Annotated in this window: 17 protein-coding genes; 14 read left to right on the plus strand and 3 right to left on the minus strand. The window is 50.3% G+C overall.

Annotated features, from left to right (window positions below):
* Nucleotides 1-69: 69 nt before the first annotated feature.
* The 7 genes from sufC to A3842_RS15775 all read left to right on the plus strand — a co-directional run bounded on the left by sufC (nt 70) and on the right by A3842_RS15775 (nt 9,275).
* A complete protein-coding gene (sufC, locus tag A3842_RS15745; RefSeq protein WP_074083897.1) occupies nt 70-852 on the plus strand; it encodes a Fe-S cluster assembly ATPase SufC in 783 nt (260 codons plus the stop codon).
* A 27-nt stretch (nt 853-879) separates the two neighbouring features.
* The gene (sufD, locus tag A3842_RS15750; protein ID WP_074102018.1) at nt 880-2,181 is read left to right on the plus strand and encodes a Fe-S cluster assembly protein SufD; all 1,302 of its coding nucleotides are present in this window, start codon (nt 880-882) and stop codon (nt 2,179-2,181) included.
* Entirely contained in the window at nt 2,178-3,404 is a 1,227-nt protein-coding gene (locus A3842_RS15755) for a cysteine desulfurase (RefSeq protein WP_074083899.1), read from the plus strand. The genes sufD and A3842_RS15755 overlap by 4 nt, the downstream gene beginning before the upstream one ends.
* Nucleotides 3,391-3,831 carry a Fe-S cluster assembly sulfur transfer protein SufU gene (gene sufU, locus A3842_RS15760; RefSeq protein ID WP_074083900.1) on the plus strand — a complete coding sequence of 147 codons (441 nt, stop codon included), beginning with the start codon at nt 3,391-3,393 and terminating at the stop codon, nt 3,829-3,831. The genes A3842_RS15755 and sufU overlap by 14 nt, the downstream gene beginning before the upstream one ends.
* 19 nt (nt 3,832-3,850) lie before the next feature.
* The gene (sufB, locus tag A3842_RS15765; protein WP_074083901.1) at nt 3,851-5,248 is read left to right on the plus strand and encodes a Fe-S cluster assembly protein SufB; all 1,398 of its coding nucleotides are present in this window, start codon (nt 3,851-3,853) and stop codon (nt 5,246-5,248) included.
* Nucleotides 5,249-5,649: 401 nt separating this feature from the next.
* The gene (locus tag A3842_RS15770; protein ID WP_074102019.1) at nt 5,650-7,419 is read left to right on the plus strand and encodes an ABC transporter ATP-binding protein; all 1,770 of its coding nucleotides are present in this window, start codon (nt 5,650-5,652) and stop codon (nt 7,417-7,419) included.
* A gap of 32 nt (nt 7,420-7,451) precedes the next feature.
* Nucleotides 7,452-9,275, plus strand: a complete 1,824-nt coding sequence (locus A3842_RS15775; RefSeq protein ID WP_074084050.1) for an ABC transporter ATP-binding protein — start codon at nt 7,452-7,454, stop codon at nt 9,273-9,275.
* Between the two features lie 52 nt (nt 9,276-9,327).
* Here A3842_RS15775 and A3842_RS15780 read toward each other — a convergent pair whose 3' ends face one another.
* The gene (locus tag A3842_RS15780; RefSeq protein ID WP_074102020.1) at nt 9,328-9,576 is read right to left on the minus strand and encodes a DUF7667 family protein; all 249 of its coding nucleotides are present in this window, start codon (nt 9,574-9,576) and stop codon (nt 9,328-9,330) included.
* Between the two features lie 353 nt (nt 9,577-9,929).
* Between A3842_RS15780 and licT the strand changes: the two genes are divergently transcribed.
* The 3 genes from licT to A3842_RS15795 all read left to right on the plus strand — a co-directional run bounded on the left by licT (nt 9,930) and on the right by A3842_RS15795 (nt 14,381).
* Complete coding sequence (gene licT / locus A3842_RS15785; protein WP_074083904.1) at nt 9,930-10,775, plus strand: BglG family transcription antiterminator LicT; 846 nt, start codon at nt 9,930-9,932, stop codon at nt 10,773-10,775.
* A 241-nt stretch (nt 10,776-11,016) separates the two neighbouring features.
* Complete coding sequence (locus A3842_RS15790; RefSeq protein WP_074102021.1) at nt 11,017-12,876, plus strand: beta-glucoside-specific PTS transporter subunit IIABC; 1,860 nt, start codon at nt 11,017-11,019, stop codon at nt 12,874-12,876.
* Nucleotides 12,877-12,923: 47 nt separating this feature from the next.
* The gene (locus A3842_RS15795) at nt 12,924-14,381 is read left to right on the plus strand and encodes a glycoside hydrolase family 1 protein (protein WP_074102022.1); all 1,458 of its coding nucleotides are present in this window, start codon (nt 12,924-12,926) and stop codon (nt 14,379-14,381) included.
* A gap of 820 nt (nt 14,382-15,201) precedes the next feature.
* Here A3842_RS15795 and A3842_RS15800 read toward each other — a convergent pair.
* Together A3842_RS15800 and A3842_RS15805 are read right to left on the minus strand one after the other, a co-directional pair.
* The gene (locus A3842_RS15800) at nt 15,202-16,242 is read right to left on the minus strand and encodes an HD-GYP domain-containing protein (protein ID WP_074102023.1); all 1,041 of its coding nucleotides are present in this window, start codon (nt 16,240-16,242) and stop codon (nt 15,202-15,204) included.
* An 88-nt stretch (nt 16,243-16,330) separates the two neighbouring features.
* Nucleotides 16,331-17,044 (minus strand): molybdenum cofactor biosynthesis protein, encoded by a 714-nt coding sequence (locus A3842_RS15805; protein ID WP_074102024.1) that lies wholly within the window; start codon nt 17,042-17,044, stop codon nt 16,331-16,333.
* A gap of 154 nt (nt 17,045-17,198) precedes the next feature.
* Here A3842_RS15805 and A3842_RS15810 point away from each other — a divergent pair, with 154 nt between their 5' ends.
* The 4 genes from A3842_RS15810 (at nt 17,199) to yfkAB (ending at nt 22,114) form a co-directional block, all read left to right on the plus strand.
* On the plus strand, nt 17,199-18,638 hold the full coding sequence (locus tag A3842_RS15810) for a bifunctional metallophosphatase/5'-nucleotidase (protein ID WP_074083909.1): 1,440 nt from the start codon (nt 17,199-17,201) through the stop codon (nt 18,636-18,638).
* 77 nt (nt 18,639-18,715) lie between these two features.
* Nucleotides 18,716-19,543 (plus strand): undecaprenyl-diphosphate phosphatase, encoded by an 828-nt coding sequence (locus A3842_RS15815; RefSeq protein WP_074102025.1) that lies wholly within the window; start codon nt 18,716-18,718, stop codon nt 19,541-19,543.
* Nucleotides 19,544-19,650: 107 nt separating this feature from the next.
* Nucleotides 19,651-20,754 (plus strand): HD-GYP domain-containing protein, encoded by a 1,104-nt coding sequence (locus A3842_RS15820; RefSeq protein ID WP_074083911.1) that lies wholly within the window; start codon nt 19,651-19,653, stop codon nt 20,752-20,754.
* Between the two features lie 223 nt (nt 20,755-20,977).
* Nucleotides 20,978-22,114 carry a radical SAM/CxCxxxxC motif protein YfkAB gene (yfkAB, locus tag A3842_RS15825; RefSeq protein ID WP_074083912.1) on the plus strand — a complete coding sequence of 379 codons (1,137 nt, stop codon included), beginning with the start codon at nt 20,978-20,980 and terminating at the stop codon, nt 22,112-22,114.
* Nucleotides 22,115-22,125 lie beyond the last annotated feature (11 nt).

Consider the following 22,125-nt stretch of genomic DNA (forward strand, 5'->3'; position numbering starts at 1 on the left):
CATCAGGGATAACCTGTTACAATACAGCTTTCTGATTTCGCAAATCGAACAATGGGGGGAAACATTATTATGGCAGCAGATTTTGTCATTGAGGGACTGAAAGCATCAATTGAAGGAAAAGAAATTCTGAAGGGAATTAACCTTCAAATGAAGGGCGGCGAAATTCACGCCATCATGGGACCGAACGGTACCGGTAAAAGCACCCTGGCTTCGGCTCTGATGGGTCATCCCAAGTACGTGGTTACTGAGGGTACGGCTGTTCTGGAAGGCGAAGACCTGCTCGAAATGGCTGTGGATGAACGCGCGCGTGCCGGTCTATTCCTGGCGATGCAGTATCCAAGTGAAATCAGCGGTGTAACGAACTCCGACTTCCTGCGCAGTGCGATCAATTCCCGCCGTGAAGAGGGAAGCGAGATTTCCTTGATCCGCTTTATCCGCCAAATGGAAGCCAAAATGAAAGAACTGGATATGAACCCTGAGTTTCTGCACCGCTATTTGAACGAAGGCTTCTCCGGCGGCGAAAAGAAACGCAACGAAATTCTGCAAATGATGATGCTGGATCCTAAGATCGTCATTCTTGACGAAATTGACTCCGGCCTTGATATTGATGCGCTCAAAATTGTCGCTGAAGGCGTCAACTCCATGCGCAGCCCGGAACGCGGTTTTCTTGTGATTACCCACTATCAGCGCCTTTTGAATTACATCAAGCCAGATTATGTGCATGTCATGATGCAGGGACGGATCGTAAAATCCGGCGGCTCCGAACTGGCCGAGCGTCTGGAAGCAGAAGGTTATGAATGGGTAAAGGAAGAGCTTGGCATTGAAGATGAAACTGTAGGACAGGAAGCTTAAGAGACGCCAGGAAGGAGGAAACCACTTATGACGACGCAAACCATTCTTCCGGTGGATGCACAGCTGCTCAGCGAATTGTCGCAGAGCAGCGGCGAACCGGGCTGGCTGAAGGACAGCCGTTTGAACGCACTTACGCTGGCCGCTGGGCTGGCATTGCCGAAATTGGAGAAGACCCGGATTGACCGCTGGAATGTGAATACTTATGGAAGCTACAAAGCAAGCCAGACCATTACTTCACTTAGTGAAGCCCCAGCTTCTATTGCGGCTCTGATCAAGGATCAGGAGGAAGGCAGCCTGATCATTCAGCGCAACTCCAGCGCCGTGTATGTCCGGCTTGCTCCGGAGCTAGTGGCTCAGGGCGTTATTTTCACCGATCTGCAAACAGCAGTCAAAGAGCATGGGGATCTGGTGCAGCGTTATCTGCACAAGGCTGTCCTGCCTGACGAGCATTCCATTGCTGCGCTGCATGCGGCCCTTTGGAACGGCGGGGTATTCCTCTATGTACCTAAGAACGTCATCATTGAGACCCCGCTGCAGGCGGTTCTGCTCACAGATGATGCTGAAGCTGCTTTTGTTCCGCATATTCTGATAGTAGCCGAAGCTAATAGTTCTTTGACCTATGTCGACAACTATGTATCGGACAAAGCGGAAGCCGGACTACACAACGGTGCGGTGGAAGTATTTGTAGGCGCTGGTGCCAAGGTGCGTTATGCTACGGTTCATCAGCTGGGTGAGGATACGACCGACGTGACTTACCGGCGCGCTATTGTTGAGAATGATGGAACGATTGAATGGATTGTAGGCGAGATGAACTACGGTGATACCGCTAGCGACACCAAGTCCGTGCTGAAAGGCAACGGATCCAGCTCGGATGCCAAAGTCATCGCAGTGGGATCGGGCGCGCAGAAGCTCAGCTATACAACACAGGCCCAGCATTTTGGCAAAAACACACCGAGCGATATGATTACCCGTGCAGTAATGCGCGATTCCGCAACCTCTATTATTAACGGTATTACGAAAATTGAGAAAGGCGCAACCCGGGCCGATGGCCAGCAGACGGAGAAAGTTCTGATGCTGAGTCCCAAAGCGCGTGGCGACGCCAACCCGATTCTGCTTATTGATGAAGACGATGTTACAGCAGGCCATGCCGCTTCCGTAGGACAGGTCAATTACGAGCAGGTGTACTACCTGATGTCCCGGGGGATTTCACGGCATGATGCAGAAACACTGATTATATACGGCTTCCTTGCACCTGTAGTGTCGCAAATTCCACTGGAGGGACTGCGCAATCAGCTCCAATCTCTTGTGGAAAGGAAGTTAGGCCAATGATTAACAGCGCCATCCGGGAGCAATTTCCCATACTGAACCAGAAAATCAACGGACATCCTCTGGTGTACCTGGACAGCGCGGCAACCTCACAGAAGCCGCGTCAGGTCATTGAGGCCGTGAAGTCTTATTATGAATGGGATAACGCTAACGTGCACCGCGGTGTCCATACACTGGGCAGCCGCGCTACGGACGCATATGAAGGAGCCCGCGAGAAGCTGGCTAAATTCCTTCATGCCCGCAGCACGAAGGAGATTATTTTTACCCGCGGTACAACAACCGCCCTGAATATTGTGGCTTCGTCTTACGGCCCGGCCCATGTGGGTGAAGGCGACGAAATTGTCATCACCCAGATGGAGCATCACAGCAACTTCATTCCATGGCAGCAGCTTGCGAAGAAGACAGGGGCAACCTTGAAATTCCTTCCGCTGCAGAAGGATGGAACGATTACACTTGCAGATGCCGAGGAGACGATAACGGATAGAACCAAGATCGTCGCCATCGCCTATGTCTCCAATGTAATGGGTGTTACCCATCCGGTAAAAGAGCTGGCAGCCATCGCTCACCGTCACGGCGCTGTAATTGTTGTGGACGGAGCTCAGAGCACACCGCATATGAAGGTGGATGTTCAGGATCTGGATTGCGATTTCTACGCATTATCCGGTCATAAGATGCTTGCACCTACAGGTATAGGCGCCTTGTATGGCAAAAAAGCCTTGCTAGAGGCAATGGAGCCTGTCGAGTTCGGCGGCGAAATGATCGATGATGTGGGTCTGTATGAATCCACCTGGAAAGAGCTTCCCTGGAAGTTCGAAGGCGGTACACCGATTATCGCCGGTGCTGTTGGCCTCGGGGCAGCGATTGATTTCCTTCAGGAAATCGGGATGGATGAAATTCACCGCCACGAGATGGAGCTTGCCGCATGTGCGGAAGAGCGCCTCTCGGAGGTGGACGGACTGACTATTTATGGTCCTCGCAGCCGGCAGGTCGGTGTGGTCACCTTCAATCTTGGGGATGTTCATCCTCATGATGTGGCTACTGTGCTGGATGCTGAAGGCGTTGCTGTCCGTGCCGGGCATCACTGCTGCCAGCCGCTGATGCGCTGGCTGCAGGTCAGCTCGACCGCCCGTGCCAGCTTCTACCTGTACAATTCGGAACAGGATGTAGATGCGCTGGTGCAGGCTTTAATCAAGGCAAAGGAGTATTTCGCCTATGAACTTGGATGACTTGTATAGACGCGTAATTATGGATCATTATAAAAATCCCCGGAACCGTGGTTCTTTTGCAGATGACGCTCTGAAGATTGAACTGAACAACCCAACCTGCGGCGACCGCATTACGCTTCAGCTAAAGGTGGAGGACGGCATCGTCAAGGATGCCCGTTACAGCGGCGAAGGCTGTTCAATCAGCATGTCGTCGGCTTCCATGATGACGGAAGCGGTCAAAGGCCAGACCGTCCAGCATGCACTCGAGCTGGCTGACCGCTTCTCCTCCCTGATGAAGGGGGATGCAGTGGATTTTGGAGACTATGAAGATATCGAAGCCCTTTCCGGTGTTAATAAATTTCCGGCGCGGATCAAATGTGCGACCCTCGCATGGAATGCACTTCGCAAAGGTATAGACGTGGAAGAAGAGCATCATCAAGAACACTAAAAACAAGGAGGCTGACACCATGGCTAAGAAAGCGCCTGATATGGAAGAGTACCAATACGGGTTCCGTGACGAGCATAAGTCGATATTCCAGTCTGGTAAGGGACTTACGGCCGAAATTGTTAAAGAAATCTCCGCCATCAAGAATGAACCGGAGTGGATGCTGGAATTCCGTCTGAAATCTCTGGAGCAATTCTACAAAATGCCGATGCCTAATTGGGGCGGTAATCTTGACGAGTTGGATTTTGACGAAATCCAGTATTATGTAAGACCATCCGAGAAGCAAGGTAAGACTTGGGAGGAAGTTCCTTCCGAGATTAAAGAGACCTTCGACAAGCTGGGTATCCCCGAAGCGGAACAGAAGTTCCTGGCTGGGGTCTCCGCGCAGTACGAATCCGAGGTTGTCTACCACAGTATGCAGAAGAGCCTTGAAGACCAGGGTGTGATCTTCACCGATACCGACACAGCACTGCGTGAGCACCCGGAACTGTTCAGAAAGTTCTTCGGTACGATTATCCCGCCTACGGATAATAAATTTGCTGCACTGAATAGTGCGGTATGGTCTGGCGGAAGCTTCATCTATGTTCCAAAGGGTGTGAAATGCGAAGTACCTCTCCAGGCCTACTTCCGTATTAACTCCGAGAATATGGGCCAGTTCGAGCGTACACTGATTCTTGCCGATGAAGACAGCTTCGTGCATTATGTAGAGGGCTGTACGGCTCCAATCTACAGCACAAACTCGCTTCACAGTGCGGTGGTTGAGATTCTGTGTATGAAGAACGCACGCGTTCGTTACACAACCATTCAGAACTGGGCACCGAATATCTACAATCTGGTTACCAAACGTGCCGTTGCGGAAGAGAACGCTACGATGGAATGGGTCGATGGCAACATCGGTTCCAAGCTGACCATGAAATATCCCGCAGTGGTACTCAAAGGCCGCGGAGCCAAGGGTTCTGTATTGTCCATTGCGGTTGCCGGCAAGGACCAGCATCAGGATGCAGGTGCCAAAATGATTCACTTGGCTCCAGACACGACTTCGACGATCGTCTCCAAGTCGATCAGCAAACACGGCGGTAAAGTAACATACCGTGGTCTTGCCTCCTTCGGCCGTAAGGCGGAAGGTGCGAAATCCAACATCAAATGTGATACGCTCATTCTGGATAACCTGTCCACTTCGGACACGATTCCTTACAATGAGATCATGAACGATAACATCGTGCTTGAGCATGAAGCGACTGTCTCCAAGGTCTCCGAGGAGCAGCTGTTTTACCTGATGAGCCGGGGCCTTACCGAAGCCGAAGCGACTCAGATGATCATCATGGGCTTCATCGAGCCATTCACCAAAGAGCTGCCGATGGAGTATGCGGTAGAAATGAACCGTCTCATCAAATTTGAGATGGAAGGCTCCATCGGTTAACAAAAACAAAAAGTAAAGGGCAGAAGGCGAACTGTAAAGTTCGTCTTCTTCTTGATTTAGGCTGTCTTCTTTAACAGATGAATCTGTTTGAGAAGGCAGCTTTTTCGTTGCGTCAATTTATTCGGAAAGAATAAATATACATAAAATACATTAAAAGTCTGTACTCACCAGCAGGAAAACAGGCTGAATCTTGGATAATCTTAATCCAATAGGATTTTGGAGGAAATGGAAGCATTTAAAGCTGAAGCTGTCCTTTTCCTGGAGAGGAAGACCGATTCTTTCGGGAAAAACCGAGAAAACGGTGATTTCTCCCCTTTGCCGCATTAAATCAGGGGTGATAAACTGCATAAAGTCACTAAAAATGGAAGCGCTAAAAATCTAAAGCTTTAAGGAGGAGAGATATGGATGTTCTCAGGCAACTGCGGGGCTTTTATCGGGAGAAGCTGCACTATCTGATTCTGTCGATTGTTTGTTTGGCGGCCGCAACTGCAGTGGGGCTTATTACCCCCAACTTGTTAAGACGTTTGATTGATGATGTTATTGTGCCCATGAAGTTTACTGAGGTGCCCGTTCTTGCTCTAAGCGTATTGGCTGTCGTTTTTGTTAAGGCTTGTCTGCAATTTGCGCATGGTTTTTTCGGAGGACGGCTGGGTAACTTTCTGGCCTACCGCCTGCGCAATGCCTGCTATGAGAAGCTGCAATTCCTGTCTTTCCGCTATTATGACACGGCGAAGACAGGGGACCTGATGTCCCGGCTGACCGGGGATCTTGAGGCCATCCGGCTGTTCATCGGCTTCGGATTTGCCCAACTGCTCAATGTGTTTTTTATGGTGCTGTTTGGCTCTATTATGATGTTCACGATCAATTGGCAGCTAACCCTTGTCACACTGATCACTATGCCGTTTCTGGCTGCTGTTGCATTCCGATTCGAATCCAAGATTCACCCGGCCTTTCAGGAGATGCGGCTTGCGCTTAGCGCTCTTACAACGGCTGTTCAGGAAAATGTGACCGGTGTGCGGACGGTCAAGTCGTTCGCCAGAGAATCCTTCGAGGTAGAGAAGTTCTCACACCGTAATGAACGCTACAAGGATAATCAGATTTTTGCCGCGGAGCTGTGGAGCAAGTTTTTTCCGGTGATGGAGCTGTTAGCTTCGGTCAGTGTAGCGATATTGCTCGGGGTTGGCGGAACACTGGTCATTAAGGGACGGATGTCGCTTGGTGAGCTTGTAGCCTTTTTCAGCTTAATCTGGTATATTATCGGCCCTGTCTGGGGCCTTGGCTTCCATATCAACAACTATACGCAATCCAAAGCTTCGGGAGAACGTGTGCTTGAAGTGCTTAACCAGCCTATCGATGTAAAAGATAAAGATAATGCCCGTGAGCTTGTGGCAGCTGAAGTAAAGGGCGAAGTCGTCTTTGATCACGTGACATTTGCCTACGGCAACAAAATGCCTGCAGTCAAGGACATTCATTTCAGCGCCAAGCCAGGGGCGGTCATCGGGTTCCTGGGCGGTACCGGCTCCGGGAAGTCAACCATTATCCAGCTGATGATGCGGGCATATGATGTGAATAATGGCAGCATAACCCTGGATGGTGTGGATATCCGTGAATACAATGTGCGCAGCCTGCGGTCACAGATTGCCACGGTGTTCCAGGAGACGTTCCTGTTCTCCTCCTCCATCCGCAACAATATTTCGTACGGCCTGAAGAATGTGAGTATGGAAGAGATCGTCCGTGCCGCACAACTGGCGAAGGCTCATGATTTTATTATGGAAATGCCGGACGGGTATGATACGGTGGTTGGCGAACGGGGGATGGGACTCTCAGGCGGTCAGAAGCAGCGTATTGCGATTGCCAGAGCACTTCTGAAGAATCCGCGGATCCTAATCCTCGATGATGCCACCAGTGCCGTTGATATGGAGACCGAGCATGAGATCCAGGCCGGATTCCAGGAGGTTATGCGCGGACGGACCACCCTGATTATTGCCCACCGGATCTCCTCGCTGCGGCATGCCGATCAGATTATTGTCATGAATGAAGGTCATATGGTTCAGCAGGGTACCCACCATGAGCTGATAGTGGTTCCTGGTCCTTACCAGGATGTCTACCGGATTCAGTATGCTGATTATCTGGCCAGGGACAATGGAAGAGGGGCAGGTGATACGGCATGAAGCTGGAAGCTAACCAAGAGAAATCCGTAAAAATGAAGCAAGGTTCGGCCCAGGAGCAAACGCTAGACGAACGGTTCGTGTACAAGGATGATGACGTCATTGACAAGGCGTTCGACTGGAAGCAGTTCACCAGGCTGTTCAGTTATATGAAGCCTTATGCCAGGCAAATGCTGCCGCTCGTGTCGGTGATGATGATCCTCGGCACGATTACGAAGCTGACGGTCCCTTACCTGACGAGTATGGCTATCGATAAGGCGATTGCTCCGAAGTCGGGGAATCCCAGTCTGACCCTGCTGTACACCTTGACGGCTGCTGTAATTGTACTCTATCTGATTCAATGGATTGCTGGGGTCTACCGGATCAAATACACGAATGTAATCGGACAGCGGGTCATATACGATTTGCGCTCAGACCTGTTCCGGCATATTCAAAAGCTTTCCTTCAATTTTTTTGATAAACGTCCGGCCGGCTCGGTGCTGGTTCGGGTCACCAATGATATCAACTCCCTGCAGGATCTGTTCACCAACGGAGTCGTCAATCTGATGATCGACAGTGTGCAATTAATCGGAATCATGGTAATTCTGCTGCTGATCAACTGGAAGCTGGGGCTTGCGGTGATGATCACTGTACCGGTTATGTTTTTTGTCTCCACCAAGCTGCGCCAGAAGATCCGGATTGCCTGGCAGGATGTGCGGATGAAGAACTCGCGGATCAATTCCCATTTGAATGAGTCGATTCAAGGGATCAGAGTGACCCAGGCCTACACCCAGGAACAGGAGAACATGAACTATTTCGACGCCATGAATATGGATAGCCGGAAATCCTGGAACAAGGCGTCGGCGATGAACCAGGCGTTTGGACCGATTATTGAAATTACAGGCGGCTTCGGAACGATGATTCTCTTCTGGTTCGGGGCATACCTGATCCAGACCGGTGATCTTACCGTGGGCTTTCTAGTGGCATTCAGTACCTATGTCAGCAACTTCTGGGACCCGATCAACCGCCTGGGCCAGATGTATAACCAGCTGTTGGTGGCGATGGCTTCCTCGGAACGGATCTTTGAGTATCTGGATGAGCAGCCTGCCGTACAAGACCAACCAGGGGCAACGCCGCTGCCGAAGATTCAGGGCGACATTCAATTTAATAAGGTAGTGTTTGAATATGAAAAAGGCCGGGCAGCCCTGAAAGGCATCGATCTCGATGTGAAGGCCGGCCAGTCGATTGCGCTTGTCGGTCATACGGGCTCAGGAAAAAGCACCATCATCAACCTGATCGGCCGGTTCTATGATATCAAGAGCGGACGCATCACCATCGACGGCAGGGATACACGTGACGTGACGCTGCAGAGTCTGCGCGAGCAGATCGGGATCGTGCTGCAGGATACGTTTATTTTCTCAGGGACAATCCGGGATAATATCCGCTTCGGGCGGCTGGATGCTACGGACCAGGAGGTCGAGGATGCGGCCAAGGCTGTGGATGCCCATGATTTCATCAGCAAGCTGCCCGGAGGCTACGAGACCGAGGTCGAGGAACGCGGAAGTGCGCTCTCCATGGGACAACGCCAGCTGTTGTCCTTCGCACGTGCGCTGCTGGCCAATCCGCGGATATTGATCCTGGATGAGGCGACAGCAAGCATTGACACCGAAACGGAGATCAAGATTCAGGAGGCGCTGAAAATTCTGCTTCAGGGCAGGACTTCCTTCATCGTCGCCCACCGGCTGTCTACCATCCGGCATGCGGATAAGATTGTCGTACTGGATCACGGCGAGATCAAAGAAGAAGGCACCCATGCCGAGCTTACAGCGCGTGACGGCATCTATAACGGCTTGATCGAAGCGCAGTTCCGCTTCCTGTAGAATATAACAGCAGCAGCCCTTTCCGGCATATTCATGTGAGGAAGGGGCTGTTTTATTTGCGCCTTTTGCCTGCTCTGCCGGTCACCCTGACTTCATACATTTGCGCGCTGATCTCCTGCTGCCACTCGGCATCATCTGTATCTGCGGCAAGCCTGGCTTCATTGTTCAGCCGTGCCATTTCCCAGCAGTACTTGGCGTTTGCCTGCAGGCAATGCCGTTGCTCGGCTTCTTCATCGTCTGTCAACGGGCGCTTGCGGCTTAAGGAATACAACTCTGCAAGCCGTTGATGAATGTCCAGCATTTTTACCTCCTAGTAAGTGTTGATTGTATTTATATCGTTGAACACCCTTGGACAAACGGGGTTCATAAGCATCCGCCTAGTTCGTGAGCATAAGCCTTACGTAGTATCTGCTATCAGCCTCGCCATGGGACCAATGGTCCAAACCTGGGGGAGAGACTCTGGAAATAATTTTTCCGTAAAATTAAAAACAAAAGCCTTGTAATCGCTTTTATTTATGCTACAATAGCAGTAATACAGGATTGTGACCGGTAACGCGGGCAATGCCTAAGCTGATTCGAGTATCATTTAATTAATGATATTGGGATCAACTTAGGCTTTTTTTGTACAAACTATGTGACAGGAGGTGACTACAGATGATTATTGAGAAGGTGCTGAACAACAACGTGCTCCTGACGAAAAACCAGAAGGGCAAGGAAGTTATTGTGATGGGAAGAGGCATTTCCTTCAATAAAGTGGCAGGCGATTATGTGGATCCCGCCAAAGTCGATAAAATCTTCCTGCTTAACGAAAACGAATTTACGGCCCGGTTAACCGAACTGCTGAATGATATTCCAGTGGCTCATCTGGAGCTGGCGAGTGAAATCGTAACCTATGCCAACGGGATTCTGGGCACCGAGCTCAGCGATAATCTATATCTAACCTTAACGGATCATATCCACTTTGCTGTGCAGCGTATGGAGAAGGGGATTTTCCTGAAAAATGCGATGTTGTTTGAAATCAAGCGGTTCTATAAAAAGGAATTCTCCATCGGAATGGACGCGCTGAAATTTATCGAGAAGGCTACCGGGTTTGCGTTAGGTGAGGATGAAGCGGGCTTCATTGCACTGCATCTGGTGAATGCGAAAATGGACGGAAATGAAATGAAGTCCACGATCAAAATGACGGAGATTGTCCAGAATATTCTCAACATCGTCACCTATCATTATAAGGTGGTGCTGGATGATAGCTCACTCAATTATTCGCGGTTCCTGACGCATTTACAGTATTTCTCCATGCGGGTACTGAAGAAGGAAACCAGCAACAGTGGAGAGGACTTCTTGTACAATCAGGTCAAGCAGACGTATGTCAAAGCTTTTGAATGCGCAAACAAAATCAATGATTATCTGGAAAAAGCGTATGCCCAGAGCCTGAGCAAGGACGAATACGTCTACCTGACGATTCACATCCAGCGTGTCACGGAGCGTAACAGCCTGGAATAGGAGCGGTATCGCCAAGAGGATAAGGAACAGACAACTAAATACGATCATCTGACAGGGTGTTACTGGTAAGGCAGGCAAAACCTGAACTGATGGCAAAATAAGCGTGAATTGACGTTTCCTTTTGCTGTGAGTTCAGGTTTTTCTTGTTTGCAGAGGAATTAAAGATAACTGCTGGCACATCCTAACCCTACTGCAACGATCACAAAATATATCCATCTTAATTTAAAGGAGCAAACACAATATGAGCAACAAGGACTTGTCCAAACAGATCATCGCGCTTGTTGGCGGTGAATCGAATGTGAATTCGGTTTTCCACTGCGCCACACGGTTGAGATTCAAGCTGAAGGACAATGGGAAGGCGAATAAAGCGGCACTCGAAAAAACACCAGGTGTAATCACAGTAGTCGAGAACAGCGGCCAATTCCAGGTCGTCATCGGCAACAATGTCAGCCAGGTTTTTGATCAGATCATGAAGGAGACCTCCTTACAGGATGCGGAGAGAAGCGGCAAAGATGATGATTCCTCCGAAAGTACAGGTGTTCTCGGTAAAGCAGTAGATATTATTTCAAGTATCTTTTCTCCTATACTCGGGGCACTTGCAGGTGCAGGGGTCCTCAAAGGGTTGCTGGCGTTAATTCTGTCACTGAAGTGGATCAGCGCCACAAGCGGTACCTACCTGATTCTGAATGCGGCGTCGGACAGTGTGTTCTACTTCCTGCCGATATTCCTCGCGGTAACGGCGGCACGCAAGTTTAAAGCTAATCAATTCGTATCCATCGCCATAGCCGGAGCACTAATCTACCCGTCGGTCATTGCTGCTGTCGGCTCCACGGGAACGCTGAGCTTTGTGGGAATACCGATTGTACTGGTCAATTACTCCTCCAGCGTCATTCCGATCATTCTGGCGGTATGGGTACAATCCTATGTAGAGAAAGGGTTCCGTTCGATTATCCATGAATCGGTTCGAAATATCCTGGTTCCGATGTTCGCATTGCTGATTGTCATTCCTCTGACATTCCTGGCGTTTGGGCCTGTGGGCTCTCTGATCAGTGAAGGACTGGCTTCCGGGTACACCTGGCTGTATAATCTCAGTCCACTTGTCGCCGGGGCCATCGCCGGAGCGTTCTGGCAGGTGTTCGTTATCTTTGGTGTTCACTGGGGCTTTGTCCCGATTATGCTCAGCAACATCGCTACGCTTGGTTACGATACCATGCTGCCGATTCTGGCGGCGGCTGTACTCTCACAAGCTGGTGCTGTATTCGGCGTGTTCCTGAAGTCCAAGAATACGCAGTTAAAAGCGTTATCCGGATCATCTACATTGGCTGCTGTGTTCGGGATCACCGAGCCAACCATCTACGGGGTCACCCTGAAGCTTAAAAAGCCATTCATCTACGCCTGTATCTCAGGGGCAATAGGGGGAGCAATTATCGCTGCGGGTGGTGCCAGAGCTATTGCCTTCTCCTTGCCGGGGCTGCTTGCGCTGCCAACGTATTTCGGTACAGGATTTGCCTGGGCGGCTATAGGGATTGTGGTGGCCTTTGTACTGGCCGTTATTCTGGTATTCGTGCTTGGGTTTGACGACCCTGAAGCAGCGGCTACAGAGAATACTTCCCGGCCGTTTGTGAACCAGGAAATTACACAAATCGATAAAGAGTTGATCTTCAGTCCGCTTACGGGTGCGCTGTTGCCGCTGGAAAGTCTGCCTGATGAAGCTTTCGCCACAGGGGCAATGGGAAAAGGGATTGTGATAGAGCCGTCCTCCGGCGTATTGACTTCTCCAGTGAACGGGACCGTAACGACCGTATTCCCGACGGGTCATGCCATTGGTATCACCTCTGAAGGCGGTGCGGAGCTGTTAATCCATGTTGGGGTCAACACGGTCAAGCTGAAGGGTAAGCATTTTCATAAAAAGGTGCAGGAAGGTGACAAAGTCGAAAAGGGCCAGCTGCTGCTGGAGTTCGATGTGGATGCAATCCGCGCAGCCGGATTCGTGACGGCAACACCAGTGATTGTAACCAACTCTGCCGGTTATCTGGATATCCTGAAGAATACGGGTACGGAAGCAAGAAACGGCGAGCTTTTGCTAACACTAATACACTAGAAGCCAGACGTGGCAGAAGCCACACTGGAGGAGAAGGAGCGTAACAGATGACTGCAATCCAAAAAGGATTTCCGGAAAACTTCTTATGGGGCGGTGCAACCGCCGCCAACCAGCTCGAGGGTGCATATGATGCAGACGGCAAAGGCTTGTCCAGTGCGGATATGGTCGCTTATGTGCCTAAGGCCGAGCGCAGCAATGATCATGCTATTGAAATTACATCCGAGCGGATCGATCAGATCCTGTCCGGGGAGTTCACCGCACGGTTTCCGAAGCGTGAAGGGGTGGATTTCTATCACCGGTATAAAGAGGATATTGCTCTTTTTGCCGAAATGGGATTCAAGGTCTTCCGCCTGTCGATCAACTGGGCACGGATCTTCCCGAATGGTGATGATGCGGCGCCGAATGAAGCCGGTTTGCAGTTCTATGACAATGTATTTGATGAACTGCATAAATACGGCATCGAGCCCCTGGTAACACTGGCCCATTACGAGACGCCGCTGGGCCTGACACAGAAATATAACGGCTGGGCTTCACGCGAAGTCATCACCTGCTATACCCGTTATGCGGAGACTGTCTTCCGTCGTTACAAGGATAAGGTGAAGTACTGGATTACCTTCAATGAGATTAATATGATGACTCTGAGCCCTTTTACCGGAGGCGGAGTTGTGATTGACCGGGCGGAGAACAAGCTTCAGACGATCTATCAGGCGCTTCATCACCAATTTGTGGCGAGCGCGCTGGCAACCAAGCTGGTGCATAAGATCATTCCCGGCTCGCAAATGGGCTGTATGCTGGCACGGATGGAGAGTTACGCCAATACCTGCAACCCTGAGGATGTGCGTCTCAATCAGCATGAGAATCAGATGAATCTGTACTTTACGGATGTGCATGCGCGTGGCGAGTACCCCAAATATATGGAGCGTTACTTCGCAGAGAATCATGTGGTTCTCCTGAAAGCACCGGGTGACGATGAGATTCTCAAGCTTCACACAGTGGATTATGTGGCATTCAGCTACTATATGACGCTGACCGTATCGGCCAGTCCGGAAGGCGAGCGGGCACAAGGCAACCTGTTCGGCGGTGTGAAGAACCCGTATCTGAAGGCTTCCGAATGGGGCTGGCAGATTGACCCCATCGGGCTGCGGATCATGCTGAACACGATGTACGACCGTTACCAGAAACCTTTGTTTATTGTAGAAAACGGCCTGGGCGCTTATGACAAGGTGGAAGCAGACGGATCTATTCATGATACCTACCGGATTGACTACCTTCGCCAGCACATCGCGCAGATGAAGGAAGCTGTCCAGGACGGCGTAGAGCTGATCGGCTATACCAGCTGGGGACCCATTGACCTGGTGAGCATGTCCACTTCGGAGATGTCGAAGCGCTACGGGTTTATCTATGTGGATCTGGATGACGAAGGCAACGGAACCTTGGACCGTTCGAAGAAGGATTCTTTTCATTGGTACAAAAAAGTCATCGCCAGCAATGGTGAGGAACTGTAGGAGGGGGCTGCAAGCAGCTACGGCATGTGGTTAAGCTGAAACATTCGAAACATGCATAAACATGCAGAAATATGCAGAAACATGCAGAAACATGCAGAAACCAAGCTTATGATACAAACAGGAGATTCCCAAACCGTCCGGTGAGGGAGCCTCCTGTTTTTTTAGGAGTTAGAATTACCTTTTGTTATAGATAACTATGTAAAATTGGGAATAGTTTCTTAGAGCGAGGGGGTTTGGAGCTAAAGTGTTCTGCTGTACAGGAGGGACGGCGGGCGCAGAAGGCAAAAGAGTAGCGTGTAAGAACTAAAGTTACGTGAAGTGGAATTAGTCCACTTAAATAGATGGAAAATCGTTATAACGAGGGTAAAGTGGGAAAAAGTAGACTTAATTGAAGGGAATTCAACCAAAATGATGGAAAACGGCCGAATTAGGTACCTTTTCTCCAACTAATCCTTGCTGGGAAATGGGAAGAAGTAATTTAAGTTCACTTTTTCCAATTATGCTCAATGCCGGCCGGATAACTCAACGCATCTCTGTAAATCCAGGACACAATTAGAATATTTCTGGTCCTAATGGGGACTTCTAATGGGGACTCCCAATAGGTCAGGCCAGTTACGCCAGTATAGCTCTGAGGCTTCAGTCCTTTGCACAGTTAAGCATGGAGCTTCAAAGCGGACTGGTGCGCCGAACATTCCTTCCGTCCGCTACAGCCGCAGACTTCGATCAGCTCCGGGTGCCTGGAGAGTGAACCCTTGAAGCCCTCCCTTGGCTAAGGGAGGGCTTGGGAGGGATCGGAAATCCGTATGGGAGGGATCGCCTCCTATTCCATATAAATCTCCACCACCGTAATCTTGCGTTCGCGGGACAGGTCCAGAAATTTGCCATCGCTCTGCACGAGCGGACGAAAGACGTCGAGCGGATTGTTCATGATGATCACACCCATGTCCCCTGTGTTCAGCAGCACGTGTTTGCCAATGAAATTGGGCATCAGATGCTGGATAAAGGCTTGAACCGGTTTCCCATTCAGCTTGCCGAAGCTGAGGGTATTGATCTCACGAAGAACGGAAATCAGTTCCTGCTTAGATTGATATATCCGGTGAGAGGTCATGGCGCTATAGATGTCGGCCACAGCAGCGATCTGGGAATAAGGGTGAATATCATCTTTGGTCAACTGATGGGGATACCCGGTACCGTCTTCACGTTCATGATGCTGAAGTGCCACAAGGGCGGTGCTGGGGTCATCCATGGAATTGCGGATTATTTCATAGCCATAAATCGTATGTAGTTTGACTTCGTCAAATTCTGCTGCAGTCAGCTTGCCTGGTTTGTTCAGAATGTCTGGGGAAATCCGGCATTTGCCGATATCAATGAGATAGCCGGCCCGGCCGATCTCATAACATTCCTTCTTGGAATATCCAAGCCATGTTGCTATATAATAAGAAAGCATGCCCACCTGCAACGAGTGGTTATAAGTATAATTGTCTTCCCGGTCAAGCAATAACAGTAAGGAAACCACATCCTTGTGTTTGTCCAGGGACTTCAGCGAAGGCTGAAGGATATCATCCACCACCGTCTGATTGAAGCTGCCCTTGGTTAACGCTTCCATATACACCGATTCAAAACCGTCAATCATGGAATCGAAATTACTGGAAGCTGCCTCGATGACAGACGATCTAATGGAAGGCGCCGGATTCTCCTGAATGGATTCGATATCAACGTAATCTACTCCAAGCTGCATCAGTTTACTGATCTCTTCTATTTGGAGTTGTGTTCCTTTGGGCAAAACATGCAGCCCTTTTGAGCTAAAGGTATCCATCCGGAGGGAATCCCCCGGTTTCAGATCCGTCACGTGTACTCTCAATGACTATGCCACCTTACTATAGCGATTTTTTCCAGCATAGCAACAAAGTTAAGATTATTCAATAGGTGGAAAAGTTATTCATAGGCGGTTACAGAGTACGGTAATTCATAGCATTGGAATCCGACCCAAGCCACTGTTCTCCGGTGTCGCCAATGTCTTTTTTCCATACGGGTACTATTGCTTTCAGCTTCTCAATAGCATATCGGCTCGCCTCATAACAGGTATCACGATGAGGGGCAGATACGGCGATCATCACGCTTGCTTCCTTAAGGCCTACAAGTCCGGTCCGGTGTGCAATGGCACAGCGGGCATCCCACTTCTCCTCGACCTCCCTGCCGATTTCCTGCAGCTTGGATAGGGCCATAGGGACATATGCTTCATAGTACAAAGCTGTTGTACGCTGGGTGCCGGTCATCTCACGGGTTGTGCCGACGAAGAGCAGGGAGGCACCATGACCTTCATCCAGCACTTTGTCCAGCAGAGCTTCTCCGTTAAGGGGCTGGCCCGTAATGCTGAACTGTCCATCCGGTGTTCCCAGGTCTTCTTCAGCCGGTTCTCCTCCAGACACGGGAGGGATAAGCGCTACCTCGGAAGATTCGGAAATGACGGAGTCCTCCGGCGCATACTCATGATCAATGGCCACCAGGGACACTTTGATCTGGGGGGCGGCATCCGGATAGGAGGCAGAGAGCAGTTCCTTGAGTCTTCCGGCAGTAAGCGGAGTCTCATGGGAATGGAAGGCCAGCGAGGAGGAACCGATGATTTCGGCCAGACCGGCGAACAGACGAATAGTCATATGCATGCTTAATTCACCTCGGAATGTATGGATTATGGAACTTTCAATAATGTTTCCAATATACCATATTGAGCCTGAAAATGTTATGCTAGGCTCTATAAGATTACAAGCCTGCCGCTAATCATAAAACGGCTTTACAGGTGGGAGGAAAGAGAAGCATATGGAGCGGGCATTGCAAAGGTTGACCCTAATTCACACCAATGATATACATAGCCACTTTGAAATGATGAGCCCCGTTGCTGCTGAAATAGCCAAGCTGAAGGCAATAGCAGGGGACGAGCCTGTGCTGGTAATGGATATTGGCGATCATATGGACCGGTTCTCCATAGAGACTGAGGGGACCATGGGACAGGCGAATATCGATATGATTAACCTGACTGGTTACGATGCCGTAACTATAGGCAACAATGAAGGGCTGACCTTTTCCCGGGAGATACTCTCTGCCCTGTATGCAGGTATCCAGTGTCCGGTGGTATGCTGCAACATTCTGGAGAGCACTACCGGAGAGCCTCCCGGCTGGATGAAGCGCCATGCGATCCTGGAGAAGGGCGGTATCAGGATAGGGGTTACTGGAGCTACCGCGGCTTTTGCTTCTTTTTATTCACTGCTGGGTTGGGATGCACTGGACCCGGAGAAAGCGCTTCGTGAACAATGTGAACTGTTGGCTCCGCAGGTAGATCTTCTGATTATTCTTTCCCATCTGGGACTTCCGGCAGATCAACGGCTGGCTGAGAATCTGAAGGGGGTTCATGCTATTCTTGGCGGCCATACCCATCATATGCTGGAGACGCCGCAGATCATTAACGGAACTGCGGTCTGCGGTGCCGGTAAGTTCGGCCGTTATGTGGGACGTCTTATTTTTGAGCGGGCGTCTGCCGGTAATCCCTTTGTGCTGGCAAGTGGCCAATGTTTTCCCGTAGACCCGTCACTTACCGAGGATGTGATATTCCCTGCGGCGGCACTGCATTTACAGCATGGGCGGGAGGTTCTTAACGAGACAGTAGCCATGACCGACCGCGAGCTTGTGCTGGATACGCAGGGAGAATCTCCTTTCGGCAACCTTCTGGCGCAGGCTGTAAGGCGCTATACAGGAGCACCTGTATCAATCGTCAATAGCGGTCAACTGCTTGAATCTCTGCCAGCAGGCAACATTACTGCAGGCATACTGCATGCGCTGTGTCCCTCTCCGATTAATGCCTGCGTTGTTCAGCTTAAGGGTGAGGACATTCGCAAGGCTCTTGAGCAGAGCCTTACGGAAGAGTATCGGACCAAGGCGATTTTCGGCTACGGATTCCGGGGAAAGGTACTGGGCAGCCTGGCTGTGGATGGATTAAAAATCCTGTACGATCCAAGAGTCATGCCTTATGATAACGGTATTGCCGTTTTTGTTGCCGGGGAACCGCTGGAGGACGATGCCATATATTCAGTAGGAACACTGGATATGTTCACGTTCCGCACAGGGTATGAGAGCATTGCAAACGGAACCGAACCGTTGTATCTGTTGCCTCATTTCCTGAGGGATTTGCTGCGGATGGAACTGCAGCGTCCGGGAAGCCTTGAAGAAAGCGAGTCTCTCCGCTGGGAGAATAGGTCTGTATAGGTACTGACTTTACTGTGTATGAGTACTAGGAACACAAGCCGCATTAGGTTTCATTTTCTATGAATCAGGAGGATTATATGGATACTATTACAGCAATTATTCTGGCAATTGTAGAAGGAATAACCGAATTTATCCCGGTATCATCTACGGGACACATGATTTTAACAACCAAGCTGCTCGGATTTGATGAGCAGTCACCGATTATGAAGACGTATGAGATTGTCATTCAGCTTGGAGCCATTTTGGCTATTGCGCTGGTGTACCGCCAACGGATTTTGAACTTGCTGGGCATCGGGCGCCGCCGTTCAGGCAGAGGCGGAGTCATGCCGGCTTCGAGGCTGAACCTGATCCATGTTCTTCTAGGAATTGTACCGGCGCTTGCGGTAGCCTTCATAGCCCGTGATTTTATCAAAAGTCTCTTTGGAGCCCCCACTGTACTCTGGGCGCTTGTCGCCGGCGGGATTCTGATGATTGTTGCGGAATGGGTGAACCGGCGGAAGATCCGGATCACGGCTCACGAGCTGGATGATATATCTTACGGCCAGGCGCTGGCTATTGGTCTCTATCAGATTATCTCTGTGCTGTGGCCGGGATTTTCACGCTCCGGATCGACCATCTCGGGCGGTATGCTAAGCGGGGTCAGCTATAAGGCTTCCGCAGACTTTTCGTTCCTGATTGCAATCCCGATTATGTGTGCGGCATCAGGTTATGAACTGCTCGATTCCTATCAATATTTTACGAAAGATACGATTATGGATTTCGCAATCGGGTTTGTGATTTCATTTGTGGTTGCATATGTGGTTGTGGTAGCGTTCATGAAGATGATTCAGAAGATCAGACCCACCCATTTCGCAATCTACCGCTTTATTCTGGCAGCTGTGTTCTGGCTGTTTATTATGCGTTAATTCACAAGCTCATGACTAATCACTCAAGGTAACGGTATACACACAGAGGTCACCTGGGGATTTGAAACAGTATAGCAATTTACCGTTAAAGGCAGGAGTGAGCCAAGGTGCGTCTAGTATCCGTGAATCGGCTTCAGGCGGGAATGAAGCTGGGTAAAAAAATATATAATGATGAAGGGCTGGTTCTCCTTTCGGATGGAGTAGAGCTTACTGATGCATTGATCAAGCGTCTGGCCAAGATTGACATCGGCTATATCTATATAGAGGATTCCCTCACGGAAGATGTTGAGATTACCGGCATGCTGCAGGACGAGACACGCAATCAGGCGCTCAAGGTCGTCAGGAACCAGTTCCAGCAGATGTCAGGAGCATCCGGCATTACTAAGGGCTTTTATCATCTGGATAAGAAATTCTCTAAGGTGATGGATTCTATTCTGGATGATTTGGCTACGCAGGAAGACCCCATGATCATGCTCCTTGATATGCACACAGCCGACAACTACCTGTATGCTCACTCTCTGAATGTATGCCTGTATACGCTGGTGCTTGGTATTGCTTACGGCTACAGCAGGGAAGAGCTGCGGGTAATCGGGCTGGGCGCGCTGCTGCATGATATCGGTAAAACGCAAATTCCCGTCAAAATCGTGCAGAAGCCCGGCATGCTCAGCGACGAGGAGTTTCGCCATATGCAGGCTCATACAGAAATCGGTTACCGGATCCTTAAGGAAGAGCCGAATATCCCGCTGCTTGCAGCGCACTGCGCACTGCAGCACCATGAGCGCATCGATGGCTCGGGGTATCCGCGCGGCCTGACCGGTCCGCAAATTCATGAATATGCCAAGTGGCTGGGCGTTGCAGACTCCTACGATGCGATGACCTCGAACCGGATCTACAAGAAGGCCATGCTGCCGCATCAGGCGGTAGAAGCGCTGTATGTAGGTTCAGGAACACTGTATGAACAGAAGCAGCTGGAGCTGTTCAGAGACCGTGTGGCCATCTATCCGCTTGGATTAACCGTCAAGCTTAGTACGGGGGAGAGCGGTGTCGTAGTCAAAATAGACCCGTCAACGCCGCACAGACCGGTTGTGCGCGTGCTGAACGGACCTGAAGGCGAACCAGTCGTTCCGTTTGAGCTTGATTTGGGCAGCAAGCTTTCTGTAGTAATTGTGGATGTGACCGATGAAGACGGGGTTGTGGTGAGAACCACCTGAGCCCCGGTTCGAAGCGAGGACGGGAAACGGGCATGCCGCAGGAGTGCGGAGCATCGTTGCCGTCCCGCTTTTTTATTTTACAGATGGGCGGCATAAGCGGCTTGTGTTAAGCCCTTTCTGCAGTTTTTTGCAAAGTCGTGGTATGATATAGGGTAAGTTACCGTTCTTTTTCACTTCTTTTGGGTTAATAATAAGGAATACGCATCGAAGGAGTACCATGAAAATGAGTATATTAGAGCCATCTTCATCACCAATACGGGAGCTGTCGCCAAGCTACGATCCCTGGGACCCGATCACTTCACTCCGCCAGCATGGGCGTCATGTGCTGACCAGTGTGGAGATGACGGTTACCAATCTGTGCAACATGCGCTGTGAGCACTGCGCGGTTGGCGACAGCTTGACCACCAGAGAAGGAGAAATGCTGCCTTTAAAAAATATGCTGGACCGTCTGGAAGAGGTTGAACATCTGCAGACGATCAGTATTACAGGCGGCGAGCCGATGTTCCGTGCCAGTACTGTGGAGAATACCATCGTGCCGCTGCTCAAATATGCCCGTGAACGAGGCGTCCGTTCACAGATCAATTCCAATCTCACTATGCCTTACTCCCGGTATGAGCAGCTGCTGCCGTACTTGGATGTCATGCATATCTCTTTCAACTATGTGAATGGAGATGACTTCCATGAGGTGGGCTTCGCGAACAGCGGCCATCCGGTTTCTAAGGAAGCGGCTTACCGGCTCTATGATACGATGCTGGAAAATTCCCGCCGGCTCAGTAATGACGGTATGCTGATATCAGCGGAATCAATGATCAATTACCGGACGCATAACAAGCTGCCGGCCATTCATAAGCTGATTGGTGATATGGGGGCAAAGCGGCATGAGGTGCATCCGATGTATGCGTCCAGTTTTGCATCGAAGCTCCCTGTGCTGTCCCTGAAGGAAATGGGAGCAGCGATCCATGATCTGCTGGACCACCGCAATCCGGAAATGTGGATGCTGTTCGGCACACTTCCTTTCTTTGCCTGCAGCTTTCTGGAAGAAGACCAGAAGCTTCTCCGCCGGTTGCGTGAGGAGAAAAACGTTACCCTGCGCAATGATCCGGACGGCAGAAACCGGGTGAATGTCAATTTGTTCACAGGGGATGTGTTTGTGACGGATTTTGCCGATATATCCGCCTTCGGTAACATTGGCAGCGGCAAACTGGATGATATCTTTGCCGAGTGGCAGATGAAGCATCCGATGAATCAGAAGGTGAACTGCCACTGTGATGAAGCCGGCTGCTGTGGTCCCAATCTTCTCGTAGCTGATATGTATTATCCGAAGGTTGATTTCAAAACAAGAAAAGCGATCACTCTGTAGAAATGAGGCGT

The organism is Paenibacillus sp. P3E (genome assembly GCF_001909045.1).
In the GTDB taxonomy this organism is placed as follows: domain Bacteria; phylum Bacillota; class Bacilli; order Paenibacillales; family Paenibacillaceae; genus Paenibacillus_AQ; species Paenibacillus_AQ helianthi.

Bases quoted from the DNA above. Each gene is read 5' to 3' on its own strand.
- sufU (WP_074083900.1), top strand. From the start codon at position 3,391: ATGAACTTGGATGACTTGTATAGACGCGTAATTATGGATCATTATAAA.
- sufD (WP_074102018.1), top strand. From the start codon at position 880: ATGACGACGCAAACCATTCTTCCGGTGGATGCACAGCTGCTCAGCGAA.
- licT (WP_074083904.1), top strand. From the start codon at position 9,930: ATGATTATTGAGAAGGTGCTGAACAACAACGTGCTCCTGACGAAAAAC.
- A3842_RS15790 (WP_074102021.1), top strand. From the start codon at position 11,017: ATGAGCAACAAGGACTTGTCCAAACAGATCATCGCGCTTGTTGGCGGT.
- A3842_RS15795 (WP_074102022.1), top strand. From the start codon at position 12,924: ATGACTGCAATCCAAAAAGGATTTCCGGAAAACTTCTTATGGGGCGGT.
- A3842_RS15780 (WP_074102020.1), bottom strand. From the start codon at position 9,576: ATGCTGGACATTCATCAACGGCTTGCAGAGTTGTATTCCTTAAGCCGC.
- A3842_RS15770 (WP_074102019.1), top strand. From the start codon at position 5,650: ATGGATGTTCTCAGGCAACTGCGGGGCTTTTATCGGGAGAAGCTGCAC.
- A3842_RS15810 (WP_074083909.1), top strand. From the start codon at position 17,199: ATGGAGCGGGCATTGCAAAGGTTGACCCTAATTCACACCAATGATATA.
- A3842_RS15805 (WP_074102024.1), bottom strand. From the start codon at position 17,044: ATGCATATGACTATTCGTCTGTTCGCCGGTCTGGCCGAAATCATCGGT.
- sufB (WP_074083901.1), top strand. From the start codon at position 3,851: ATGGCTAAGAAAGCGCCTGATATGGAAGAGTACCAATACGGGTTCCGT.
- yfkAB (WP_074083912.1), top strand. From the start codon at position 20,978: ATGAGTATATTAGAGCCATCTTCATCACCAATACGGGAGCTGTCGCCA.
- A3842_RS15815 (WP_074102025.1), top strand. From the start codon at position 18,716: ATGGATACTATTACAGCAATTATTCTGGCAATTGTAGAAGGAATAACC.
- A3842_RS15755 (WP_074083899.1), top strand. From the start codon at position 2,178: ATGATTAACAGCGCCATCCGGGAGCAATTTCCCATACTGAACCAGAAA.
- sufC (WP_074083897.1), top strand. From the start codon at position 70: ATGGCAGCAGATTTTGTCATTGAGGGACTGAAAGCATCAATTGAAGGA.
- A3842_RS15775 (WP_074084050.1), top strand. From the start codon at position 7,452: ATGAAGCAAGGTTCGGCCCAGGAGCAAACGCTAGACGAACGGTTCGTG.